We start from the raw sequence: 22,557 nt of genomic DNA, 5'->3' as shown, positions 1-22,557 counted from the left end.
GAATGTCCTTAGGCAAGATAAGTTAGGTTAAAAAGAACAGCGTTTGAATAGAGATGATTTAATTTGAGCCTGTTATCAAACAGCTGGCCAGCTGCCTTGCCCAATTCGCTTTTACCCCAATCGGCAAATTCATAACCCGCGCCAATACTCCAGTGTGCACCCAGATGTTTTTGAACACCAGCCCCCACAGTGTAGGTAAACGCCGTTTTCGTATGATTGCTGAAATTGGAATTCGCCAGAGCCTCAGGAATCAAAGGGCTATTATTAAAATCGTAGGAGCGATTAAAGCCCACGCCTAAACTGCCACTGACCCAGGGGGTAACCCAATAACCCAACTCCTTAAATAATTTGCCTTTCACCGCAATATGGCTATGAAATAACTTGTAGTCGTAACGATAGTTGGCAAATTGTGGATCCGCGTCATCCCAAATAATTCCTTGCAGCTTGGCATTACCAGATACAACCCCAGCCAGTCCTATCTGCCCATGCCAGTCCGGAGAAAAAGCTTCTTGCAAACCCAAAAACAGCTCCCCTGATGCTAAAGCATCCGTGTGTTTATTAGCAATGTAGGCTTTCTCTATTTCAGGGGCTAAATACAAAGTTTGATTTTGCAAAGTTCTAGTCCACGCGGGTCCTGCGCTTATAGCACCCACCCACTGCCAAGTTGGCTGAAATGGCTCTCCCATTGAGCCCGCTGACACCACAATGGGTAGAAAAACACCCGTCGCAAGTGATAAAAAATGATTCTTGCTCATCACCGATCCTTATTGTCAAAAAAATTTATTCTAATGATTAATGAATAAGAATCAAGCATTTATATCTTCTATGTTGCTCATAAATGGGGCTCATCTCAGTAAAGAGCTACCTCAGTGGACCTATTAAAGGGGGGTAAAGTGATGAAAGATAATTTCTTGAATTTGTTGCAAGCCACACTATTAATGCTTTTTCAAATAATAAGCCTGCCTTATGGCAGGTTTATTATTTGAGGCAGAAATAAACTAAATTGCATTTCTAACGTTGGGTAGGAACATTACCTTTTTGTAGTGACTTTAGAGATTATCGCCCTGCAATCATCATCTCCTTAATAAGAATTGAACCGCAGTGGGTTGAAATGTTTGGATTGATATCAGTTCCCACTGCAATAATATCTTTAAACATCTCCTTCAAATTGCCTGCTATGGTAATTTCTTCCACAGGATATTGAATTTGGCCGTTTTCAACCCAAAAGCCACTGGCTCCTCTGGAATAATCCCCCGTTAAACCATTTACACCTTGGCCCATCAATTCAGTCACCAGGAGACCTCTATCCATTTGTTCAATCAAGTCTTGCAAATCTCCAGCTGTGGCATCAATAGTGAGATTGTGGACACCGCCACTGTTAGCGGTGGTTTTAAGACCCATACGGCGCGCAGAATAACAACCCAAAACGTATTGCTGCAAAATGCCATTTTCAATGAAAATATTATTGCGTGTGGGCACTCCCTCGGCATCAAAGGGCGAGCTGCCTAAGCCTCGTGATAAAAAGGGTTGCTCATAAATTTTGAAGCCTTTCGGAAAAATTTGTTGTTGTAAAGAATCCAATAAAAATGAATTTTTTCGGTATAAATTCCCGCCACTGATAGCATTGATAAAACTGGATAAGAGGCCGCTTGAAACCCGTGATGAAAACAGCACGGGCGCCCTTTGAGTTTTAATGGGGTTGGCCCCAAGGCGGGATGTGGTTCTTTCAACGGTATTTTTGGCGACTTCCTTAAAAGCACGCAAACCTTCGGCATACCTTGCGGTAGTATAATCGTAATCCCGTTGCATGCTTTCATCCTGTTTTGCTATGAGCGAGCAACTTAAACTATGGCGCGTACTGCGAATAATTCCTTCTCCGCCGTATGTATTCGCAAAGCCATTGCAGAAGGCATGAGTGGATAAGTTGACGCCGTCAGAATTTACAATGCGTTTATCCAGGCTCAGGGCATATGATTCGCAAGCCAGGGCCTCCTCAATTGCCTCTGAAGGCGTTATTGACCAAGGGTGATATAAGTCCAGATCAGGAAATGTTTTGGTCATCAACTCACGATCAGGAAGGCCAAAACATGGATCTTCAGCACTCACTTTTGCAATATCACAAGCTGCATTCACTAAAGAATCAAGAGCAGATGAGGAGGTGTCTGTGCTACTGGCTGCGCCTTTTCTCTGCCCTATATAAACGACAAGACTAACTCCTTTATCCTCATTAAAGGAAACCGTCTCAACTTCGCCCATCCTGATGTCTACGGAAAAACCACTGTCTTGATTGATGGAGACCATGGCATCAGTAGCTCCCTGGGCTTTGGCCCGATCAAGAACATCATGCATTAATTCCAATAAATTCTTGGTTGACTTCTCTAGCTCTCTATTGTTATTTTCCGATAATGTTCGCATGGTAATCCCGCAGCAATAATTGTAGTTCACAAGGATACAAGATTAATATGTTCAGGCAAACCATTGCTATCTCTCTATGGTACAATTCAATTAAAAAATTATTGCCGCTGTTAGTCTTCTTATTGACTTTTAGCTCCTGCCCTTTAGCCAACAGTGAATGGCGAAGTTTGGCACCTGGCATTGAATATCAGGATTTGGATGGCAATTTTTTAACTCCCTGGTCGCATATACATGCTTTTCGCATCGATTTAAAAAAAAATCATTTATCCATCGTGACAGCCAGTGAATTAGCCCGTGATCATGCTTCTGTCAATGAATACGCGCAATTTTCGCATGCCTTACTCGCCATCAACGGCGGTTTTTTTGATAATAATTTTAAGCCATTAGGCTTGCGAATTTATAATAAACGCCAGAAAGCACCGCTTAAAAATATCAGTTGGTGGGGTGTTTTTTACATTAAAAACCATAAACCCTATTTGACTAGCGCAAACCAATTCAGAGCCAACAATCAAATTGACTTTGCAATTCAAAGCGGCCCAAGATTATTGGTTAACAATCGCATACCACCGTTGAAAGCCGGACGGGCAGAACGCTCTGCATTGGGTATAACACATGATGGCCGCGTTATCATTTTGGTCACCGACAATTTGCCTTTATCCACCACCGAGTTAGCCCAGCTTATGAAGGCTGCCCCCTTAAATTGCCAAAATGCTCTAAATCTAGATGGAGGAAGCTCCAGCCAATTACGCGCGCAATTGGATTCTTTTCAATTGGAAGTACATGGTTTTTCAAACGTCAGCGATGCCATTATCGTTAAAGCCCGCAAGTCATGACGCCCCAAAACTATTAATTTTCAACGATTTTTCCTGAATGCGTGCTATTGCAGTAAATTTTATCTTATGTTTATTATTTAAAATTGTTTATTCAATAATTTTGGCATGTCCTTTACCCTCCACCATTTCAATTGGCAACCCTGGAGTATTTTAGGTTCCCTATTGGCTATTTTGATTCACCTTTGCTTAAGATGGTTTGCCTCAGCTTTGGCCGAACTGCCTTTGATTGCTATCATCATCTTAAGCGGCATTCCGTTGTTTTTAGCCATCCTTTTCAAATTGTTCCGGGGTAATTTTGGTGCAGATTCGCTGGCAGCCCTCGCCCTACTTACTTCCGTTATTTTGCATGAATACCTGGCAGCAACGTTAATTATTCTCATGTTAGCCAGTGGACAAAGCCTTGAGCAATATGCCATGCGCAAAGCTTCTTCAGTTCTTATGGCCTTGGCCGCGCGCATGCCTGCCAAAGCTCATCGTAAGGATGGGCAAAGCATTACAGATATTAACCTTGATGAGCTTAGGATTGGCAATTCTGTGGTGGTCTATCCTTTTGAAACTTGTCCGGTTGATGGGGACGTTATTGAGGGTCATGGGTATATGGATGAATCCTATCTGACCGGCGAACCTTATCTTATTGCTAAAGCCCCGGGAACGCAGGTTTTCTCAGGAGCTATCAATGGTGAATCCCCCCTAACCATCGAAGCGAGCAAATTGCCCTCTGATTCCAGGTATGCAGCCATTGTGGAAGTCCTTAGGGAAGCAGAGCAAAAGCGGCCCAACTTAAGACGCTTAGGCGATCAAATAGGGGCCATTTTTGCTCCCATTGCCTTGATTCTAGCTGGCCTTGCCTGGTATTACACAGGTTCTGCCATACGGTTTTTGTCTGTCCTGGTTATTGCAACACCTTGTCCTTTGCTGCTTGCCATACCCATTAGCCTAATTGGCGCCATTTCCAGGGCAGCAAAACTTAGCATCATCATTCGCGATCCTACTGTTCTTGAGCGATTACCTCTTTGCCGGACAGCCATTTTTGACAAAACGGGCACTTTGACTTACGGTGAACCTAAATTAACTAAGATTCGCGCGCAGAATATTGATGATGATAAAATTTTGCAATATACCGCCAGTCTTGAAAAATACTCCAAACATCCTTTAGCTAAAGCCATCCTTAAAGCAGCCAAGGACAGGAATTTAGAATTGCTCGAAGCTTCGCATGTATCAGAAAAACCAGGGCAAGGCTTAACCGGCATCATTGATGGGCAAACGGTTCATGTCAGTAGCCGAAAAAAATTCCAAGACCAATTTCCGACACAAGCTAATGAGCTTCCCCCAATTGAACATGGCCTGGAGTGCATTGTTCTTTTGAATAACCAGTTTGCCGCCGCTTTCTCTTTTCATGATGCACCGCGTAAAGAAAGTAAATCTTTCATCCGTCACCTGGGACCATCCCATGCTTTTGAAAAAATTATGATTGTTTCCGGTGATCGTGAATCCGAAGTTAAGTATCTAAGTGAATTGCTTAACCTCAAAGACATTCATGCCTCCCAAAGCCCTGAGCAAAAACTCAATATTGTTCGGGAAGAATGCAAAAAAGCTCCTACAGTGTTCATGGGGGATGGCATCAACGATGCCCCAGCATTAACGGCAGCCACTGTCGGTATTGCTTTTGGACAATCCAGCAATATCACTGCAGAGTCTGCTGGAGCTGTGATTCTGGACAATACTTTTATTAAGGTCGATGAGTTAATTCATCTTGGCTTAAAAACTCGTCGTGTTGCCTTGCAGAGTGCCCTAGGCGGTATGCTGTTGAGTCTTATTGGCATGGGTTTCGCAGCTTTTGGCTTTATTCCCCCGGTTGCCGGTGCCCTTCTGCAAGAACTGATTGACGTTCTTGCCATTCTTAATTCATTAAGGCTGAGTTTTGGAAAAAAAATCGCCATTGACTTGCCAACCTCTGCAAACCTCCCCGCTAAATAAAATGGTTATTTCCGCATATTAAGGAAAGGCTGATCATTTTTTCTACCTTTCTCCAATAAATTACTCATTGTTTTTATAGGCTTAGACTCAACTGATAAGTTTACACAAGAGGTTAACATTTTATCCACAGCTTATTCTCTTGACCTATTTAAAAAAACACAATATATAGTGAGTGTTTATTATGCACGCAACCAGATATAGTGTTTTTATATTGTGCCCAGGCCTAAACTAGGCTAAAATTTCAAATATGAACTGTGATTTCACGGATCGAATCAGCACAGATTATCAATAAGAAAAACAGCTTCCTTGGGGGAAAAACATGTCTGAAATTCTTGAGCCGGTAAAAGATGTGCCGCAAACAGGTCAACTGGAATTGGCCGCCAATGTTCCAGGTGTATTAAAAACCATCAAACGCAATGGCAAAGTCGTCCAGTATGATGACAATAAAATTAAAGTGGCCATCACCAAAGCGTTCATTGCCATAGAAGGAAGTAATGCCGCCGCATCTAACCGCATTCATGAGCAAGTTAACCAATTAACGCAGCAAATAACCCAAGCATTCAAGCGTCGTTTACCCAGCGGTGGGGCTATTCACATTGAGGACATCCAGGACCAGGTTGAATTAGCCTTGATGCGCAGCAGTCATTATGAAGTAGCTCGTGCCTATGTCCTTTATCGCGAAGAGCATCGCAAAGTTCGTGAAAACGCACTCAAGCAACAAGCTCGTGATGCCAAAGTACCTTTAATTACCATGCCGGACGGCGAGATCAAGCCTCTCGACATGGAGCGTGTTAAAACCATTGTTAATGAAGCTTGCCGGGATTTGGACAATGTCAGTGCAGAACCCGTTATTAAAGATGCCTTACGTAACCTTTATAACCAGGCGAAATTGGAAGACGTTCATAAAGCGCTGATTATGGCAGCTCGTACTCTGGTTGAGAAAGAGCCCAATTACACTTATGTCAGTGCCCGTTTGTTATTGGACAGTTTGCGCTCAGAAGCCTTAAACAAGCTGCAAATGCAAACGGAAGCCACATTCGACGAAATGGCAGAACTTTATCCCGCCTACTTCAAGGCTTATTTGGCACAAGGCATTAATCAAGGCTTACTTGATCATAAATTAGCAGAATTTGATTTGGATAAACTTGGCAAAGCTTTGCTGCCTCAGCGGGATATGCAGTTTACTTATTTGAGCTTGCAAACTCTTTATGATCGCTATTTCATCCATGAAAATGGCGAACGTTATGAGCTGCCTCAAGCCTTCTTTATGCGGGTAGCTATGGGATTGGCAATTCGTGAACCCGAGAAAAACGAACGGGCTATTGAATTTTACCTGCTTTTATCCTCCTTTGATTACATGTCGTCTACGCCAACATTGTTTAATTCAGGTACAGTAAGGCCCCAGCTTTCAAGCTGTTATTTAACCACTGTTCCAGATGATTTGGATGGCATCTACAGCGCCATTAAAGATAATGCCCTATTATCAAAGTTTGCCGGCGGCCTCGGTAATGACTGGACACCCGTTAGGGCTATGGGTTCCTACATCAAGGGCACCAATGGCAAGTCCCAGGGCGTTGTCCCTTTCTTAAACGTTGCTGATGCTACCGCTGTTGCTGTGAATCAGGGGGGTAAACGAAAGGGAGCGGTTTGCGCCTACTTGGAATGCTGGCATCGCGATGTTGAAGAATTCCTAGAACTTCGTAAAAACACCGGCGATGATCGACGACGTACTCATGACATGAATACAGCACTTTGGGTTCCGGATTTATTCATGAAACGAGTTCATGAAGATGGTGAATGGACCCTCTTTTCTCCCGATGAAGTACCCGAATTGCATGAAGAGTATGGCAAAGCGTTTGAAGCGTTCTACACCAAATGCGAAGAAAAAGCTCGCCGTGGAGAAATTAAAAACGCTAAGACCTTATCCGCGGTTAAGTTATGGCGAAAAATGTTGTCCATGCTCTTTGAAACAGGCCATCCATGGCTAACGTTTAAGGATCCTTGCAACCTTCGCTCACCTCAACAGCATGCGGGTGTGATTCATAGCTCGAATTTATGCACAGAAATTACCTTAAATACTTCACAAGATGAAATTGCGGTTTGCAACCTAGGCAGTATTAACTTGCCCGCACACATTCGCAACGGCCAATTGGATAATGAAAAACTTAAACAAACCATTACCACCGCAGTGCGCATGTTGGATAACGTGATTGATATTAATTACTACTCCGTTCCCCAAGCTCGTAATTCAAACTTGCAGCACCGGCCAGTCGGCTTGGGCTTAATGGGCTTTCAGGATGCGCTTTATGAATTAAAAATTAATTATGCCTCCCAAGAAGCTGTGGAATTTGCCGATGTTTCCATGGAATTGATAAGCTACTACGCCATTGAAGCATCCTGTGAACTGGCTAAAGAGCGCGGCAATTATTCCAGCTATGAAGGTTCATTGTGGAGCAAGGGGATACTGCCTATTGATTCTATTAATTTATTGCAGCAGGCTCGCAATAAATATCTTGAACAGGATCGCTCACAACGATTGGATTGGGAAAGTTTGCGTGTGAAGGTTCGTACCCAGGGGATGCGTAATTCGAACGTGATGGCCATTGCGCCCACCGCCACCATTTCCAACATCTGTGGTGTTTCGCAATCCATTGAACCGACTTATCAAAACCTCTATGTGAAATCGAATTTATCGGGTGAATTCACGGTAATAAATCCCTATTTGGTTGCGGACTTGAAAGCATTGAACCTATGGGATGAGGTCATGGTAAATGATTTGAAATATTTCAATGGCAGCGTACAACCCATTAGCCGCATTCCCAACGAATTAAAAGCGCGCTATGCCACTGCTTTTGAAATTGACCCCATTTGGCTGGTTGAAGCGGCTTCCCGTCGCCAAAAATGGATTGATCAAGCGCAGTCACTCAACATTTATATGGCTAAACCGTCCGGTAAAAAACTGGATCAACTGTATAAATACGCCTGGATAAAAGGCTTAAAAACTACCTATTACTTACGCAGTATGGGCGCGACCAATGCTGAAAAATCAACCATCGCAGATGGGGCACTTAATGCAGTAAAAATTGAAGAACCCAAAGTGTGCTCCATTTTGGATCCGGACTGCGAAGCTTGCCAATAAGAGGAGATTAAAGAATGTCAACAACCAATATGAACACTCCTGAGGCATCCAGACATTTGGGTGCCACTGGCCTGGAATTATTAGAAATGGGAGCCAGTCGTATTCACGTTGATGATAAACAAATCATCAATTGCCGAGCTGATTTAAACCAATTGGTCCCATTCAAATACAAATGGGCTTGGGATAAATATTTGGCTGCTTGCGCCAATCATTGGATGCCCAATGAAATCAGCATGAGTGCCGATGTAGCTCTATGGAAGGATCCCAATGGACTAACGGCAGATGAGCGCCTCATCGTCCTTCGTAATTTAGGTTTCTTCTCAACGGCTGATTCTTTAGTTGCTAATAATTTGGTGTTGGCAGTCTATCGACACATCACCAACCCAGAGTGCCGCCAGTATTTATTACGGCAAGCCTTTGAAGAAGCGCTCCATACTCATGCTTATCAATACATCATTGAAAGTTTGGGATTGGATGAAGCAGCGGTATTTAACATGTATCGTGAAATTCCAGCCGTGGCTAGAAAAGCTTCCTGGGCCTTGCCTTTCACCCAAAGCCTGGGCGATCCTAATTTCCATACGGGCAGCCTCGAAGACGATCAACGCCTACTTCGTGATTTAATTGCCTTTTACGTGGTTTTTGAAGGCATATTCTTCTACGTAGGTTTCACGCAAATTCTTTCCATGGGAAGACGCAACAAAATGGTTGGAACGTCCGAGCAGTTCCAATATATTTTGCGCGATGAGTCCATGCACATGAATTTTGGTATTGATGTCATCAATCAAATTAAAATTGAAAACCCCCATTTATGGACGCCTGAATTTAAAACCGAAATCATTAATCTCATTAGAGAAGGGGTTGAGCTGGAATACCAATACGCTAAAGACACAATGCCCCATGGCATTCTTGGCATGAATGCAGAAATGTTTGAAGAATATCTGCACTTTATTGCCAACAGACGCCTCAGTCAAATTGGTTTGCCAGAACAATATCCTGGTGCTGAAAATCCTTTCCCCTGGATGAGTGAAATGATGGATCTTAAGAAAGAGAAAAACTTCTTTGAAACTCGTGTCATTGAGTATCAAGCCGGCGGCACACTGAGCTGGGAAGATGAAGATTAATTTGGCATAACCACTAAATACCCTCGGACTGCTTACGAGGGTATTTACGATTCACCCGAACTTCCGTGTAGCCCTCACAACTTTTTGAACCATCTAATTATCCATACAACACCTTAGACAGATTATCGCCTTCATGATAATTTATTGAACGAAAGAAATACCCAATGACTCTTAAGGTAGGTGAAGTATGAATCCCCAGGCTCTCCGCTTAAATAAAGAAGGTAAGAAACTACTCAAAAGTAGACAAAAACAAGAGCGTAGCAGACAGGCCTTGAACAATTTTGACGAAGCAATTCGCTTAGAGCCGGTATTCGCTGAAGCCTGGTATAACAAAGGATTGGCTCATCTTGCCTTAAAACAATACCGTTTAGCGGTAAGCTCTTTTTCAATGGCCTTTGCTTTAGCTCCAAACAGTAAAGTGCTTAAGCAGATAAAACTTTTGAAAGAAGAACATTTAAACACCGATTTTTTCGTGGATGGGGGGTTGCGAGGTCTAATTTGCAGCGAAGAATACTTAAATGAATTTGAACTCATGCGCACAAAGCATGCTAACGTAGCTAAATTAAGCTTTAAGGAGCAAGTGGCCTGGATCAATGAATTAATGCAATTTGTGTATAAATATTACGATTCCCACGATAAACCCTTTGCCTTTGCAATCAGTCAAACCTTGCTAAATAAAGATAACCCCAATGCCAAAACATATCGGTTAAAAGTCGCAGGTGAATTTATGGCCTTCCAATTCGCCGATGAACCAAACCAGGCTACGGCTTTTGCTGATACCTATATTCTGAAATTCATTTCCACCGCTCTCGATGACATTTTTCTTGATGACGCCAAAATAGCCTTGCGCATGATGTTTGAAACCATCCATCAGTTCCCACGTGATGAACGTGGCAAGCTATTGGATCATTTACCCTGGGCCGGAAACTCCTGGTATTTTCTGGAATTTTGCGGCTCGCTGTTCATAGCCGATGATCAAGTTGATAAAGAAAATGAATTGGGGGGGTTACCCCTAAGTTACATATATGACCGTAATAATGATCAGGGAGAGATTATACAAAACTTTTTTAATGCGGTCTTAAATGAAACTTGCTTGGTTAAAATGGCTATGCTTGACATCGTCAAAACAGACTTAAAGAGCCTGAGACAATTTTTTGAAGTCCTCAGTCAACGTCTTAATGGCCATCCAATTGAGCAAATAACCATTAGCGATTTACCCAACCTGCATGCATTGATGTGGTATAGCAAACATTCTGCCAATTATTTGCGTTTAATGGCTTTGCTTCCCAACAAAGGGGAGGAAATGAATCTGTCCCTGATTGAAGGAAAAACACCATCCACGCCGTTGGCTCAATTGCAAGTCCTGATGCATACCTCTTCTTACAGTCAAAGTTTGAAAGGGAGATTGGCTTTTTTACGGAGCATGCAACTGGTAGGAGAAATGTTCTCCATACGCAGTTGGGGCAGTCATCTCAAACGACTGGATTTCATCAGCACCGATCGCTTGTCCGGCGCAATTCGCAATGGCCTTTGCCATGCTGAAGATCTCGAATCCTTCGACGTCTTAACTCATCTTGAAAATGATGAAGCTCAAATCTCAGCTTTGCAAAAAGAATTCAGCCTTCTGAAGGAGTACATCCAGGGAGACATTGTCAAACGAGAAAAACACTTCCCTCTCTGGCCCAATATTGAATCTGGCTATTCCACCTGGGAAAAACCGGTTAGAGCATACTGGGAGGCAGTTAAAAGTTATTATCAAGTAGTCCCTCCCTTTATGCCTAACCTATTTGTACCTAAACAACCCTTGCTGTCTGTGGAGGAAATCAAATTGGTGGTATCCAGCCTTAAACCTGTACGGGTTGGCTTTTTCACCGAGGTTATACAAATGTTAAAGGGTGGAATCCCTTTCTTTAAAATTAGAAGCTCTGATTTTAAAAATCTAAGTGGTAAAGAATTACGTGAACCTAAACGATTATTGAGTTTGGCCGAGGACAATTACAAGGATAAAAGAACTCAAGCACAGGCTGAACTCAGCAGAAAGAAGCAGGATTTAGAAAGCAAAGTAAGAGATTCCATGGATAAAGTTTTTCCCAACATCAAAGCTGTGGGTTTCAACTTGTTTGAAGAGCTTAGAAAAGGTAATGAGGCAGGCGTCACCAATACTCCTAAACAAACAACCGAAGAAACAATCAAGCGTTTAAAAAATCGCATGAATTTGCTGAAAGCCTTGATGGTGGAATCCAAGGTTTTAAGAGAAGACCATTTATCTGAAACAGGAAGGGTCAAGCCATTTTTACAAACCGACATTGAGCTTTTACTCAGTACCTCTTATGTAGTAGCACAGATAATAAACATGATTAACAAACTGTCAGCACTTGGTGTGCTAGAGAGCATCGATGCTGATTTAAAAAAGGACTTAGTGACCTTAGTGGCCTTAAGAAACGCTCTTGAGCATTCTGATCCCATAGAGGAAAGCAGCGAGATAACCCTCTTCCAAATGCACAGCAAAGTCTATGAAGCTTTGGCATATGTCGTTGAAGATTTACTGGGTCAATATTACTGTAAAATCATGGCCATCAATGAAAGCAGCATCACTCCTCCTGCCTCCGCTACTGCAGATCCTGGGGAACGGGTCAAACAGGAACGCCCAGTTGATCTCACCGCTTTCGTGAAAGCAAGGAGTACCGCATCTCCCGGAACAAACTCAATGGCTTTCTTCTCCTCAACCCCTGAAGTGAAAGCCTCAGAATCTTCTCCAGGAAACTTAAAATCAATGGAAGGGGTTAGCCTAGATAGGATGTAAGACATAGACGGCCGGCTTTGCAAGGAAGCAAAGCTAATACCATCAATTAACAGTTCAATCAATTCCTGCCTTGAGTAAACCTGAAACTTGTCTTTATAGTATTAAGATCTTCGACCGTCCGAAAAGATATCCCAGTTTTAACGCAATTTACTTAGCACTGTAACCGCGAATTAGCCAATATGCACATTCTTTTTCGCGCAGGGTTAGAGCTGTATTTTCAGTCTGCATTTGCGAAAAAATTTTAAGAGGTGAAGGATTATTAAAATCCCTTATCTCACTAAGAAATCAGCAGGAATTTCATGAACATTGTGTTGAAAGAATTTTAAAAGCCATGTTAAGCCGCTGTCGTGTGGGGCAACTTTTAGTGGCAGCAAGATACACACGTAGAGGAGGTATTGAGATAAATCCTTGGAAGAGCCACAGGAAATTTTCATCAGAACTTCAATTTTCGCCTAGTTAGACAATAATTCGCTCTGGTTAATCACGTTTTCTTTCTTGCTCCCTGTCTAGAAGTTCATCAAATCTCTCATCGAGCAAATTTTCAATACTATCAAGTTGAGACATAAATTCATCCACTTTGTACTCAATGCGACGTAAAATTTGCTCCATTTCCTCAATTTTTTTATTGCTGTCCATGGGAACCTCCTCTGTCATAAATTTATTATAGATAAGAAGAGGCCTGGTGGATTTAAATAATAAAAAAATATTTACAGAAAACTGATTCAAAAAAATAGCTATTGAATAATCAAAGTCTCAGAGAGTTGCTGGTTGATGGAGAGCATCAACCAGCCTGCATCTAGCTTTTCAATGGGTTTAGTTTTGACGTAAATGAGGAAATAAAATCACATCGCGAATAGAAGGAGAATCAGTGAACAACATCACCAAGCGGTCAATACCGATACCTTCTCCAGCCGTGGGCGGCATGCCATACTCTAATGCCTCAATATAATCATGGTCAAAATGCATCGCTTCGAGATCTCCAGCATCCTTTTCCTCAACCTGCTTTTGGAACCGTTCTGCCTGATCTTGGGCATCATTTAATTCTGAAAAGCCATTTGCAATTTCGCGGCCAGCAATAAAGAATTCAAAACGATCCGTCACCTCAGGATTCATGTCGTTTCTTCGAGCCAAGGGGGATACCTCAGTGGGATAAGCCGTGATGAAAGTTGGTTGAATTAATAAACTCTCAACCGTCTCTTCAAAAATCAGCATCTGCAACTTACCTAAGCCATCGCTTTCCTTGTAAGCAATGCCCAGGCGCTTGAGAACTGTACGACAGCCATCAATGGTTTCAATTTCACCGTGAGCAAGATCTTCATGGTAATGCAAAATGGCCTCTTTAACCGTCATGCGTTCAAAGGGTTTGCCAAAGTTAATCACTTGACCTTGGTAAGGAACTTCTAGAGAACCCACCACCTCTCTAGCTAAATAACGCAATAATTTTTCGGTGAAATCCATTAAATCCTGGTAATCCGCGTAAGCTTGGTAGAATTCAACCATTGTAAACTCAGGATTATGCCGGGTAGAAATGCCTTCATTACGGAAGTTGCGATTGATTTCATAAACTCGCTCAAACCCACCTACCACCAAACGTTTCAAATACAGCTCAGGAGCAATTCTTAAGAACATTTGCATGTCTAAGGTATTATGGTGTGTAATAAATGGCCGAGCCAACGCCCCACCTGGAATAGGGTGCATCATTGGGGTTTCCACTTCAAGGAATTGATGGCTGTCCATAAATTGACGAAATGCTGAGATCAGCTTTGATCGCATTAGAAACGTTTTTCGGCTTTCTTCATTAGCAATCAGATCCACATAACGCTTGCGGTAACGCATTTCCTGATCCGCTAAACCATGAAATTTATCTGGCAAAGGCCTTAAGGATTTCGTCAGCAACTCAATGTGACTGGCATGGACTGTCAATTCACCGGTATTGGTTTTAAACAGTTCACCGGACAAGCCAACTATGTCCCCCAAATCCCAGTGCTTAAATTGTTCGTAAAGGTCAGCCAAGTCATTTTGCCGAATGTAGGCCTGGATTCGCCCAGATACATCCTGGATGTGGAAAAAACTTGCTTTACCCATGATGCGTCTAAGAACAATACGTCCAGCAACGACAACTTTGATGTGCTTTTCTGCTAATTCTTCTTTTTCAAGGGACTCGTATTTATGAATTAAATCAGCAGCAAGTTCATGACGGCGAAATTTATTCGGGAAATTAAAGCCTTGACTGCGTAAATCAGCGAGTTTCTGCTTGCGAATTTGATACACTTCGCTCTCATCTAAATGTTCTTCTGTCATACCTCTTCCCCTACTCCCGCCTTTAAACTGGCTTCAATAAATTGGTCTAAATCACCGTCTAAAACGGCTTGGGTATTGCTTGTTTCCACACCCGTTCGTAAATCTTTAATGCGTGATTGATCAAGAACGTAAGAACGAATCTGTGAACCCCAACCAATATCCGATTTGCTGGCTTCAAGCGCTTGTTGAGCTGCGTTTTTCTTTTGCATCTCCATTTCATAAAGTTTTGCGCGCAACTGCTTCATCGCCTGGTCTTTATTTTTATGCTGACTTCGATCTGTTTGGCATTGAACCACTATACCACTTGGGACGTGAGTGATGCGCACAGCTGAATCAGTACGGTTCACGTGCTGACCACCTGCACCTGATGCGCGATACGTATCGATTCTTAAATCAGCCGGATTAATGTCAATTTCAATGTCATCATCGATTTCAGGTGAAACAAACACTGCCGCAAAAGAAGTGTGCCGACGATTGCCTGAATCGAAAGGAGACTTCCTTACCAAGCGATGAACGCCAGTTTCAGTTCTTAACCAGCCATAGGCGTATTCACCCGTAAAATGGATGGTTGCGCTTTTTATCCCCGCAACTTCACCTGCTGAGCATTCAACCAGTTCGGTACCAAAGCCATGATGCTCTCCCCAGCGGAGATACATCCGAAGCAACATTTCAGCCCAATCCTGTGCTTCCGTACCGCCTGAACCGGATTGAATATCCAAATAGGCATTGCATTGATCCATTTCGCCAGAAAACATTCGACGAAATTCCAGTGCTGCAACGCGTTGCTCAATGCCAGTCACTTCAGCATAGACATCGCTGATTGTGCTTTGATCGTCTTCCTCTCGGGCCATTTCAAACAATTCAGTTAAATCGATAACAGACTGCCCAAGCTCTGCCAATTGATGAACTATCGCTTCCAGTTGAGCCCGCTCTTTCCCTAAAGCTTGCGCATGCTCAGGGTCATTCCAAACTTCTGCCGATTCTAATTCACGAGAGACTTCTTCGAGCCGCTCACGCTTATTATCAAAGTCAAAGATACCCCCTAAGCGCTGTAATCCGCTTTTCCAAATCAGCCAAAGAAAGTGCAATTTGATTGACTTCTAACATGAGTATCCCAAACGGTTAAATCAAAGGGCATTATTGTACAGCTAAAGCTCATTTCTGACTACCTTGAAGCTGCCTCAATAAATTCCAACAATAGGATTATACAGGAGCCAAGGCTGTTTTTTTGTTCTCCCAAAATTTCAATGGGGATAAATCAGGATTTTTCATGCCATTAACCGGCAAATAAAAAGTTTGCTCTAACAGAAATTGCCCGCTCAATGCCGCGTGTGACACCTGATCAGTAAAGACAATCCAAGTGCTTTGTGGTGGAAAATCAAAGCGTTGCTTATTTACTGTTTGTTGGTAGTTGTCATCAAGTTTCATGCGATCATGCAAATTAAGCTGGTAATGATCATAGGCCGATCTTAAAGTCTTAGTAGCCTTGATCAGATGTAAAAGCTTGGCAATGACAGGATTATACTTGGGAATCTGGCTGGCAAACCGCTCAGCTACATCATTAAATGGTTCTCCCAAATGCCACACACGGGGTTCTCCGTAAGGATTAACATTGGCAAAGACCCTTAAGATTCTGTTGCCATTCACTGGGGTAGCGGGAAAAGAATCCACATGCAAGCGGGTATCGTCTTTGCGCTTGGAGCTTGCTCGTCCACTAATTTGTGCCGGACGATAACTCGTTCTCCCCCAAATTAAATTCTGTCCATACTCAGGGAAGGCGGTTTCCAGCAACTCCCTCGCATATTCAGCATAGCCTTGCATAAAATGACGCAATTTGTTAATGAAGCCAGGGTCTAGCTGCTGGTTCATACCACCCAATCGTTGGCTTTTATAATCAAAACTTAAGTTTTTATGTTTGCCATCAAGAATTTTATCGGTAAGTAAGGCATGATGCTCTTCGTCTTCAAATTGAAACGGATACGAGGGAAAATAAAGCACTTTCCCCTCTTCCAACGCAGTCAGGGCGCGTTGTTTATCATTTGCAGTCAATGCTCCCAAGTGATCAATGTCTAAAATATGAAGCGGATCCATTATGGCCTCAGAACGATTAAAAGAAATACCTTATTAACCCCGTATTATATTCTATTCAGATGTTTTTTCCTAAATCCTGTGGAAATCGACTATTAACCATGCAATCAAATAGGGATTTTTTTGAAACAAAATAAATAGCAATCAATAAATTTGCTAAAATGCACCGGTTTTATGAATATGGGTTTTTATGAATAATCAAACAATTTCTGCCGCATACCTTGCCAAACCGGAATTTCTTACAGAGCTCTGCGAAGAATTAAAAGGGCATGGAACGGTTTATGAAGATTTATTGTTGTCTCCTGATTGCAAGCTCGACGTCTGCTTTGCGCAAGATATTTGGCTAAAGCCCACAATTGTAGATTTTCAATCCATTTCAGAAGCAGTAAGAATCCTCAGACAGGCGGGAAAATTCTGGTACCTTCATCCACTTACCCACATCAGGCGTTCAAAGCTTATTGAACAACAATTAAGAGTTTATTCAAAATTATCACGCCATTTTCCCATTCAGGAGGAGATTCCCCAGGTAGGTGCATTTAGCCTTCTTAATCAGAATACGTTAATTTACAGTCAAAAACGCCTTAAGAGATGGCCAGATGGCTATTGTCATTTTATCGAAGATAAAATCAATCCGCCAAGCCGGGCGTATTTAAAACTTTGGGAAGCCTTGAGCTTTCTGAATAGACAACCTAAGCCTTTTGAAACTGCTCTGGATTTAGGTGCCTCTCCAGGAGGGTGGACCTATGTGATGCAATCACTAGGCACCCAAGTTACTGCCGTTGATAAAGCCAGGCTTGATCCTAAGGTAGCCAGGCTTCCTCGCGTCACTTTCTTGCAAGAAAGTGCATTCTCCATAGAGCCTGGGGATTTGGAGCAATCCTATGATTGGGTTTTATCCGATGTGGCCTGCTACCCTCAAAGAGCTTATGATCTCATTTGCAAATGGCTTGATTCCGGGAAAGCCGGGCAACTCATTTTTACCATTAAGTTACAAGGTAAAACCGATTTAGCCATGATTGAAAAATTCAAAGCCATTCCTGATTCGAGAATTATTAATTTATTTTATAACAAGCATGAGGCGACATTTTTTTATCCTTTTAACCCAGACCAGATCTCTTGTTAGACCCAAACCATTAAGAATTTACGCGATTTGGGTGGGTTTTGATTACTGCCCTGTAGGCGTGTAAGTTCATCAAAAGTTCGGCTTCGGCATTGGATAAATGACAACTGCTTATGATTTCTTCCTTGTCGCCCCCCATTTCAAGGATTCGAAGGGCATGCTGGTAAGCCCCATCATTTTCGCGCTTGTTTTCAAGGGATTGTACTTGTTTATCCAAGCTTAGAATCTGCCGATTCGCTTCTGCAAGCTGCTTGGCAAAACTTAAATCCGCATTCATCAACAAGTTGTGGTTGCGTTGTAGTTGCCTTAACTCCCCCAGTACTTCATTAAGTTGCTGACTAACTCTTTTTTTCAAAGAATTGAAACGCAGCATCATTACTGCAATAGTCACGCAAGCCAAGCTTAATAGAAAAGCAATTATCATCATTCGTTCCTTAATTTATATTTTCTTGTATTCTTTGGGTATATTTTGCTCCGTTTCCTGTTTTGGAAACAGCTGTTGATTTTTCATGATGATGGCCGGATTAAGTAAACGTGGCACTGATTTATCCTTAGCAATGATCATATTCACTCTTCTGTTTTGCGCTCGACCCTCATCCGTTGAATTGTCAGCGACTGGGTATTGCTCACCGAATCCAGTCACGGTAATTCGTCCCTGACCTACCCCAAATATGGTTAAAAGACGCGCAACGGAAGCCGCCCTTGCCGCGGATAATTCCCAGTTTGAAGGATACTGCGCTGTGCTGATGGGCATATTATCCGTATACCCCTCCAAAGCAATGGGATAAGGCAATTGCTGCAGTACACCAGCAAGCTGCATCAACTTAACAAATGCGATTGGCCGTAAATCGGCGCTCCCGCTCTCAAACAAAGCCCCGGCCTTCATATCCAGTTCAATCCAGCCGTCTTGAGGACTCATTTGATAGTCGGAATCTTGCAGATTAGCCAGGGATTTTACTAATTCACCAAAAGGATCGTCGGAATTTTTATTAGCCGTCGGGCTATTGGGTTCTTTGGGATTAGTTGGATCCTCACTGGGTTTTTTATCCCCTTTTTGCGCAAAGGCTGAATGCATACCTTGTGCTAAGGATTTATATTTTGAAACATTCACTGAAGAAATAGCATACATTACAACAAAAAATGCAAAGAGTAAGGTAATAAAATCGGCGTAGGAGACCACCCATCGATGGGCGTCTTGATGATCATCCGCCTTCTTTTTTCTTCCGTGTGGCATGAGGGTGCGATTGTCCGTAATTGTTTAATTTCAAGTTTAGCATATTGGGGCTTTCACCACTTGCCATGGATACCAGCCCTTCAACAATCATTTCATCATGATGATATTGATTGGCAATACAGCTTTTAATTTTGTTTGCAATGGGTAAAAACATTAAATTGGCCAGCCCCACACCATAGACAGTGGCAACGAAGGCCACAGCAATTCCAGTTCCAAGTGCCCCTGGATCCGTTAAATTACGCATCACCTGAATAAGCCCTAAAACTGCCCCTAAAATGCCAATGGTCGGGCTATATCCCCCCATGCTTTCAAACACATGGGCTGCCCGGAGATTTTGATCTTCAACCCTGTTGATTTCAGATTCCAGTACTTGACGGATGGTTTGTTTATCCACCCCCACCACCAACAACTCTAATCCTTGGCGCATTAAAGGATTTTTTTCTCGTTCCATGTGCTCTTCTAAAGACAATAAACCAAATTGGCGCGCACGGCGCGACAAATCAATTAATTGTTCGCGGCTTTGTTCATAAGGTTGTTCGGGCGGACGGAAAATCCAGGGCAGAAGTTTAAAGGCCAATTTAAAGGTGCGAAAAGGAGTTTGGATCATGACAGCACCAACTGTCCCCCCAAAACAATCAATAAAGCAGGAAGATTAATCAAGGAATGTATCTCCCCACCTTCAATCATTTGCCCAACGATGACGGCTGAAAAAGCCGTAATTAAGCCAAGTAGGGTCAAACCATCCATAGTGGTATCACTCCGGTAGCCGTGATTTGATTCGAAGAGTAGCCTGGCTGTGAATTTGCGAAACACGAGACTCGCTAACACCAAGAACTTCACCAATTTCTTTTAAATTTAAGTCCTGCTCATAATAGAGTGACAATACCAATTTCTCTTTCTCAGGCAAACTGTCAATAATTTGCGACAATTGATTAATCATATCCTGCTGTAGAACATTCACGTGAGGCTCTGTCGATTCATTACCACTCTCAATTTTTAACACATCATCCGTAACGCCAAGATCGTCAAAGCCATAAAGCTGGCTTCCACAGGAATCCTTTAGCATCTCGTGATAGTCTTCTAAGCTGATGTTTAACTCACTGGCAATTTCACTATCTTTCGCATCACGACCTAAACGGTTTTCAACTTTTTTCACAGCTTCGGCAATGACCCGAGCATTACGATAAACAGACCGGGGAACCCAATCGTTGCGTCGGACTTCATCCAACATATGGCCCCTTATGCGGATTCCGGCATACGTTTCAAACGAGGCGCCCTTTGTTGAATCATAATGACGAACTGCTTCTAATAAACCCAGCATACCTGCTTGAATTAAATCATCCAATTGAACAGAATGCGGTAAACGTCCTAATAAATGATGAGCAATTCGTTTCACCATTAAAGCATGCGTTTTTACCAGCATTTCCTGGGTTTGCTGATTTACTTTGCCATACGCAGCCAAAGCATCCACGATTTCTCCTTAGTCTTTGCCTCAGGGCTGCCTGCTTGGCAACCCTTAAAAGACAAGCTCTAATTCTAATATTCTCTAGCTACAAGACGCTCAAGAAAAAAACTGGTATTGCCACCCAATGCATATTTCGGCGGCCATTCCTCAACGATCTCTGCCAACTGCAAGAAGGCCTTGGCTGCACTGGATCCCGGATAAGACAGCACAACTGGTTTTTGCTTTTTTATGGCTTCATGCACGCAGTTATCGAAAGGAATGGCTCCCATATAATCCAGTCGTACATCGAGAAAATGCTCAGCCACACGATAGAGTTTATTAAACAATTCACGTCCCTCTTTTGGATTGGGAACCATATTGGCTAATACATGAAAATGACTCCACTCATATCGCTTGGTCATCACTTTAATGAAGGCATAAGCGTCAGTCAGTGACGTGGGTTCATCGCGCACAATCACCACCAATTCTTGAGAAGATCGGGCAAAACTCAATACCGTATCCGAAATACCTGCAGCCGTATCAATAATCATGTAATCAAACTCATCCGTGAGTTCATTAAATGCATCAATGATACCCGCATGCTCACTGGCACTTAATTGAGTCATGTAATCACTACCTGAAGAGGCTGGAATAACCTGGATGCCCTCAGGTCCTTGCAAGAGAATATCATGTAATTGGCAGCGGCCCTTTATTACATGGGATAAGTTGTATTTACTGTGCATACCTAACAGAATATCTACATTAGCCAAACCTAAGTCTGCATCCATGAGCATGACTTTTTTATTTCTTTGCGCAAGAGCAATAGCCAGGTTGACAGAAATATTGCTTTTTCCCACTCCTCCTTTGCCCGCAGCAATTGCAATGACTTTTATTGGCTTGGATCGGGATAAGTTTCGGAGCCCGGATGCTTGATCCGTCCTATTGTTAGCTTTCGACATACAGCCTCCTTGCAAACCCTGGGTCCGGCCTGCTTTCTTTACTGCCCAGCAACTTCTCTTGTTCGCAAAACTGCTCCATCAATTGATGCCGAGTAGCTATTTTGATGTCTTCGGGAACCCGTTGGCCGTGAGTTAAATAACTTACTTCAAGCCCGGTTTCCGCCATAGCACTTAAAGTTCCACCCAGAGTTAATGCTTCATCCAATTTTGTAATGATGCATTGCTCAAGCCGTTGTGCTCCATACTGGCTAATAGCATGCATAAGTACATGATAGTCGCTGGTTGCCTGTAATACCAAAACGGTAGATATCGAACGAAGTTTGTTGTTTAAGCAATCCATCTGCAAACGAACTCGCTCATCTACCGGGTTCATACCAGCCGTATCAATTAAAATTAATTTTTTATCATTTAATTGTTTTATCACCCTTGTCAAAGAGATGTCATCGTCAGCGACACAAACCTGAACACCCAATATTTTTCCATAAAGCATTAATTGTTCTTGAGCGGCGATGCGATAATTATCCATAGTAATAAGCCCAAGCTTATCCGCACCGAATCTCAATGAAAATCGGGCAGCAATTTTAGCCAATGTCGTTGTTTTACCTACCCCTGTTGGGCCAACAAAGGCATAGATGCCACCTTCCTCAATGCGATTTAAGTTACGGACAGTCAAGCTGTCAGAAAAATGGCTCAATACCTGCTGCCAAGCTTGTTGTTGATTTAATGATGGATTAATTTGCTGAGCCAAATGACTGGCCGTAATCTGACTTACACCTGCATCAAGAAGTTTTTGAATCAGCACAGCATGTAGAGGTTGTTTTCCTTGTCCTCCCTGTCCACGCATTTGGACTTCCAGCATTCCTCTTAGCGTTTGCAGTTCCAAACGCATGTCATCCAAAGGAGAGGGAGAAGTAGGTTGCGCAGGAAGCTGGGGCGCCGGATCGGCACTGGCAATGGCAGCACTGGCTGTTAAGACCGTTTCATCAAAATCCACCGCAGCCACAATTTCCACGCCATTCTCAACCCTGCTACTGGATAGAATGACGGCATCTGGACCAAAAGTCGCTTTGATTTGTTGCATGGCGCTTCTAGTGTTTGGCGCAACAAAGCGTTTTAATTTCAT

At 42.7% G+C, this 22,557-nt stretch carries 20 protein-coding genes; 7 read left to right on the top strand and 13 right to left on the bottom strand.

The annotated features are described in order from the left end of the window. Positions 1 to 8 precede the first annotated feature (8 nt). Positions 9 to 755 (bottom strand): outer membrane protein, encoded by a 747-nt coding sequence (locus EL203_RS04395; RefSeq protein ID WP_058470335.1) that lies wholly within the window; start codon positions 753 to 755, stop codon positions 9 to 11. Between the two features lie 301 nt (positions 756 to 1,056). Further along, positions 1,057 to 2,415, bottom strand: coding sequence for a metalloprotease PmbA (gene pmbA, locus EL203_RS04390; protein ID WP_058470336.1), 1,359 nt, complete (start codon positions 2,413 to 2,415; stop codon positions 1,057 to 1,059). A 47-nt stretch (positions 2,416 to 2,462) separates the two neighbouring features. Between pmbA and EL203_RS04385 the strand changes: the two genes are divergently transcribed. The 6 genes from EL203_RS04385 (at position 2,463) to EL203_RS14755 (ending at position 12,748) form a co-directional block, all read left to right on the top strand. Then, positions 2,463 to 3,248 carry a phosphodiester glycosidase family protein gene (locus tag EL203_RS04385; RefSeq protein ID WP_058470337.1) on the top strand — a complete coding sequence of 262 codons (786 nt, stop codon included), beginning with the start codon at positions 2,463 to 2,465 and terminating at the stop codon, positions 3,246 to 3,248. Between the two features lie 105 nt (positions 3,249 to 3,353). Continuing rightward, complete coding sequence (locus EL203_RS04380) at positions 3,354 to 5,225, top strand: heavy metal translocating P-type ATPase (protein WP_058470338.1); 1,872 nt, start codon at positions 3,354 to 3,356, stop codon at positions 5,223 to 5,225. Between the two features lie 319 nt (positions 5,226 to 5,544). After that, the gene (locus EL203_RS04375) at positions 5,545 to 8,364 is read left to right on the top strand and encodes a ribonucleoside-diphosphate reductase subunit alpha (RefSeq protein WP_058470339.1); all 2,820 of its coding nucleotides are present in this window, start codon (positions 5,545 to 5,547) and stop codon (positions 8,362 to 8,364) included. Between the two features lie 14 nt (positions 8,365 to 8,378). Further along, positions 8,379 to 9,485 carry a ribonucleotide-diphosphate reductase subunit beta gene (locus tag EL203_RS04370; protein ID WP_058470340.1) on the top strand — a complete coding sequence of 369 codons (1,107 nt, stop codon included), beginning with the start codon at positions 8,379 to 8,381 and terminating at the stop codon, positions 9,483 to 9,485. A gap of 187 nt (positions 9,486 to 9,672) precedes the next feature. After that, a complete protein-coding gene (locus tag EL203_RS04365) occupies positions 9,673 to 12,288 on the top strand; it encodes a tetratricopeptide repeat protein (protein ID WP_058470341.1) in 2,616 nt (871 codons plus the stop codon). Between the two features lie 169 nt (positions 12,289 to 12,457). Then, positions 12,458 to 12,748, top strand: coding sequence for a hypothetical protein (locus EL203_RS14755; RefSeq protein WP_082647135.1), 291 nt, complete (start codon positions 12,458 to 12,460; stop codon positions 12,746 to 12,748). 17 nt (positions 12,749 to 12,765) lie between these two features. Here EL203_RS14755 and EL203_RS14300 read toward each other — a convergent pair whose 3' ends face one another. The 4 genes from EL203_RS14300 to EL203_RS04345 form a co-directional block, all read right to left on the bottom strand. Further along, complete coding sequence (locus tag EL203_RS14300; RefSeq protein WP_156413819.1) at positions 12,766 to 12,924, bottom strand: hypothetical protein; 159 nt, start codon at positions 12,922 to 12,924, stop codon at positions 12,766 to 12,768. 177 nt (positions 12,925 to 13,101) lie between these two features. Beyond that, on the bottom strand, positions 13,102 to 14,589 hold the full coding sequence (gene lysS, locus EL203_RS04355; protein WP_058470342.1) for a lysine--tRNA ligase: 1,488 nt from the start codon (positions 14,587 to 14,589) through the stop codon (positions 13,102 to 13,104). Beyond that, positions 14,586 to 15,696 (bottom strand): peptide chain release factor 2 gene (prfB, locus tag EL203_RS04350; RefSeq protein WP_122224912.1). Its coding sequence is split into 2 segments (ribosomal slippage): positions 14,586 to 15,620 and positions 15,622 to 15,696, totalling 1,110 coding nucleotides; the frame shifts between segments, so codons are not numbered across the junction. The genes lysS and prfB overlap by 4 nt, the downstream gene beginning before the upstream one ends. Before the next feature lie 96 nt (positions 15,697 to 15,792). Next, entirely contained in the window at positions 15,793 to 16,680 is an 888-nt protein-coding gene (locus EL203_RS04345) for a Kdo hydroxylase family protein (RefSeq protein WP_058470343.1), read from the bottom strand. Positions 16,681 to 16,867: 187 nt separating this feature from the next. On the opposite strand from EL203_RS04345, the gene EL203_RS04340 reads away from it, so the two are divergent. After that, the gene (locus tag EL203_RS04340; protein ID WP_058470344.1) at positions 16,868 to 17,800 is read left to right on the top strand and encodes an SAM-dependent methyltransferase; all 933 of its coding nucleotides are present in this window, start codon (positions 16,868 to 16,870) and stop codon (positions 17,798 to 17,800) included. A 10-nt stretch (positions 17,801 to 17,810) separates the two neighbouring features. On the opposite strand, the gene EL203_RS04335 is transcribed toward EL203_RS04340, so the two are convergent. The 7 genes from EL203_RS04335 to flhF all read right to left on the bottom strand — a co-directional run bounded on the left by EL203_RS04335 (position 17,811) and on the right by flhF (position 22,557). Continuing rightward, entirely contained in the window at positions 17,811 to 18,221 is a 411-nt protein-coding gene (locus EL203_RS04335) for a DUF2802 domain-containing protein (RefSeq protein ID WP_064108333.1), read from the bottom strand. 15 nt (positions 18,222 to 18,236) lie between these two features. Next, positions 18,237 to 19,031 carry a flagellar motor protein MotB gene (locus EL203_RS04330; protein ID WP_058470346.1) on the bottom strand — a complete coding sequence of 265 codons (795 nt, stop codon included), beginning with the start codon at positions 19,029 to 19,031 and terminating at the stop codon, positions 18,237 to 18,239. After that, on the bottom strand, positions 19,000 to 19,638 hold the full coding sequence (locus EL203_RS04325) for a flagellar motor protein (RefSeq protein ID WP_232004020.1): 639 nt from the start codon (positions 19,636 to 19,638) through the stop codon (positions 19,000 to 19,002). The genes EL203_RS04330 and EL203_RS04325 overlap by 32 nt, the downstream gene beginning before the upstream one ends. Beyond that, positions 19,635 to 19,778, bottom strand: a complete 144-nt coding sequence (locus EL203_RS14560) for a hypothetical protein (RefSeq protein ID WP_232004017.1) — start codon at positions 19,776 to 19,778, stop codon at positions 19,635 to 19,637. Before EL203_RS14560 ends, EL203_RS04325 begins: the two co-directional genes overlap by 4 nt. A gap of 7 nt (positions 19,779 to 19,785) precedes the next feature. Then, entirely contained in the window at positions 19,786 to 20,502 is a 717-nt protein-coding gene (locus EL203_RS04320) for an RNA polymerase sigma factor FliA (RefSeq protein ID WP_058470348.1), read from the bottom strand. A 65-nt stretch (positions 20,503 to 20,567) separates the two neighbouring features. Beyond that, on the bottom strand, positions 20,568 to 21,434 hold the full coding sequence (locus EL203_RS04315) for a MinD/ParA family protein (protein ID WP_058470349.1): 867 nt from the start codon (positions 21,432 to 21,434) through the stop codon (positions 20,568 to 20,570). Next, positions 21,421 to 22,557: a flagellar biosynthesis protein FlhF gene (gene flhF, locus EL203_RS04310; protein WP_058470350.1), complete on the bottom strand. Its 1,137-nt coding sequence runs from the start codon at positions 22,555 to 22,557 to the stop codon at positions 21,421 to 21,423. Before flhF ends, EL203_RS04315 begins: the two co-directional genes overlap by 14 nt.

Source organism: Legionella jordanis (genome assembly GCF_900637635.1).
GTDB lineage: Bacteria > Pseudomonadota > Gammaproteobacteria > Legionellales > Legionellaceae > Tatlockia > Tatlockia jordanis.
The sequence above is the reverse complement of the archived record's forward strand: the minus strand, read 5'-3'. Positions and strand labels throughout refer to the sequence as shown.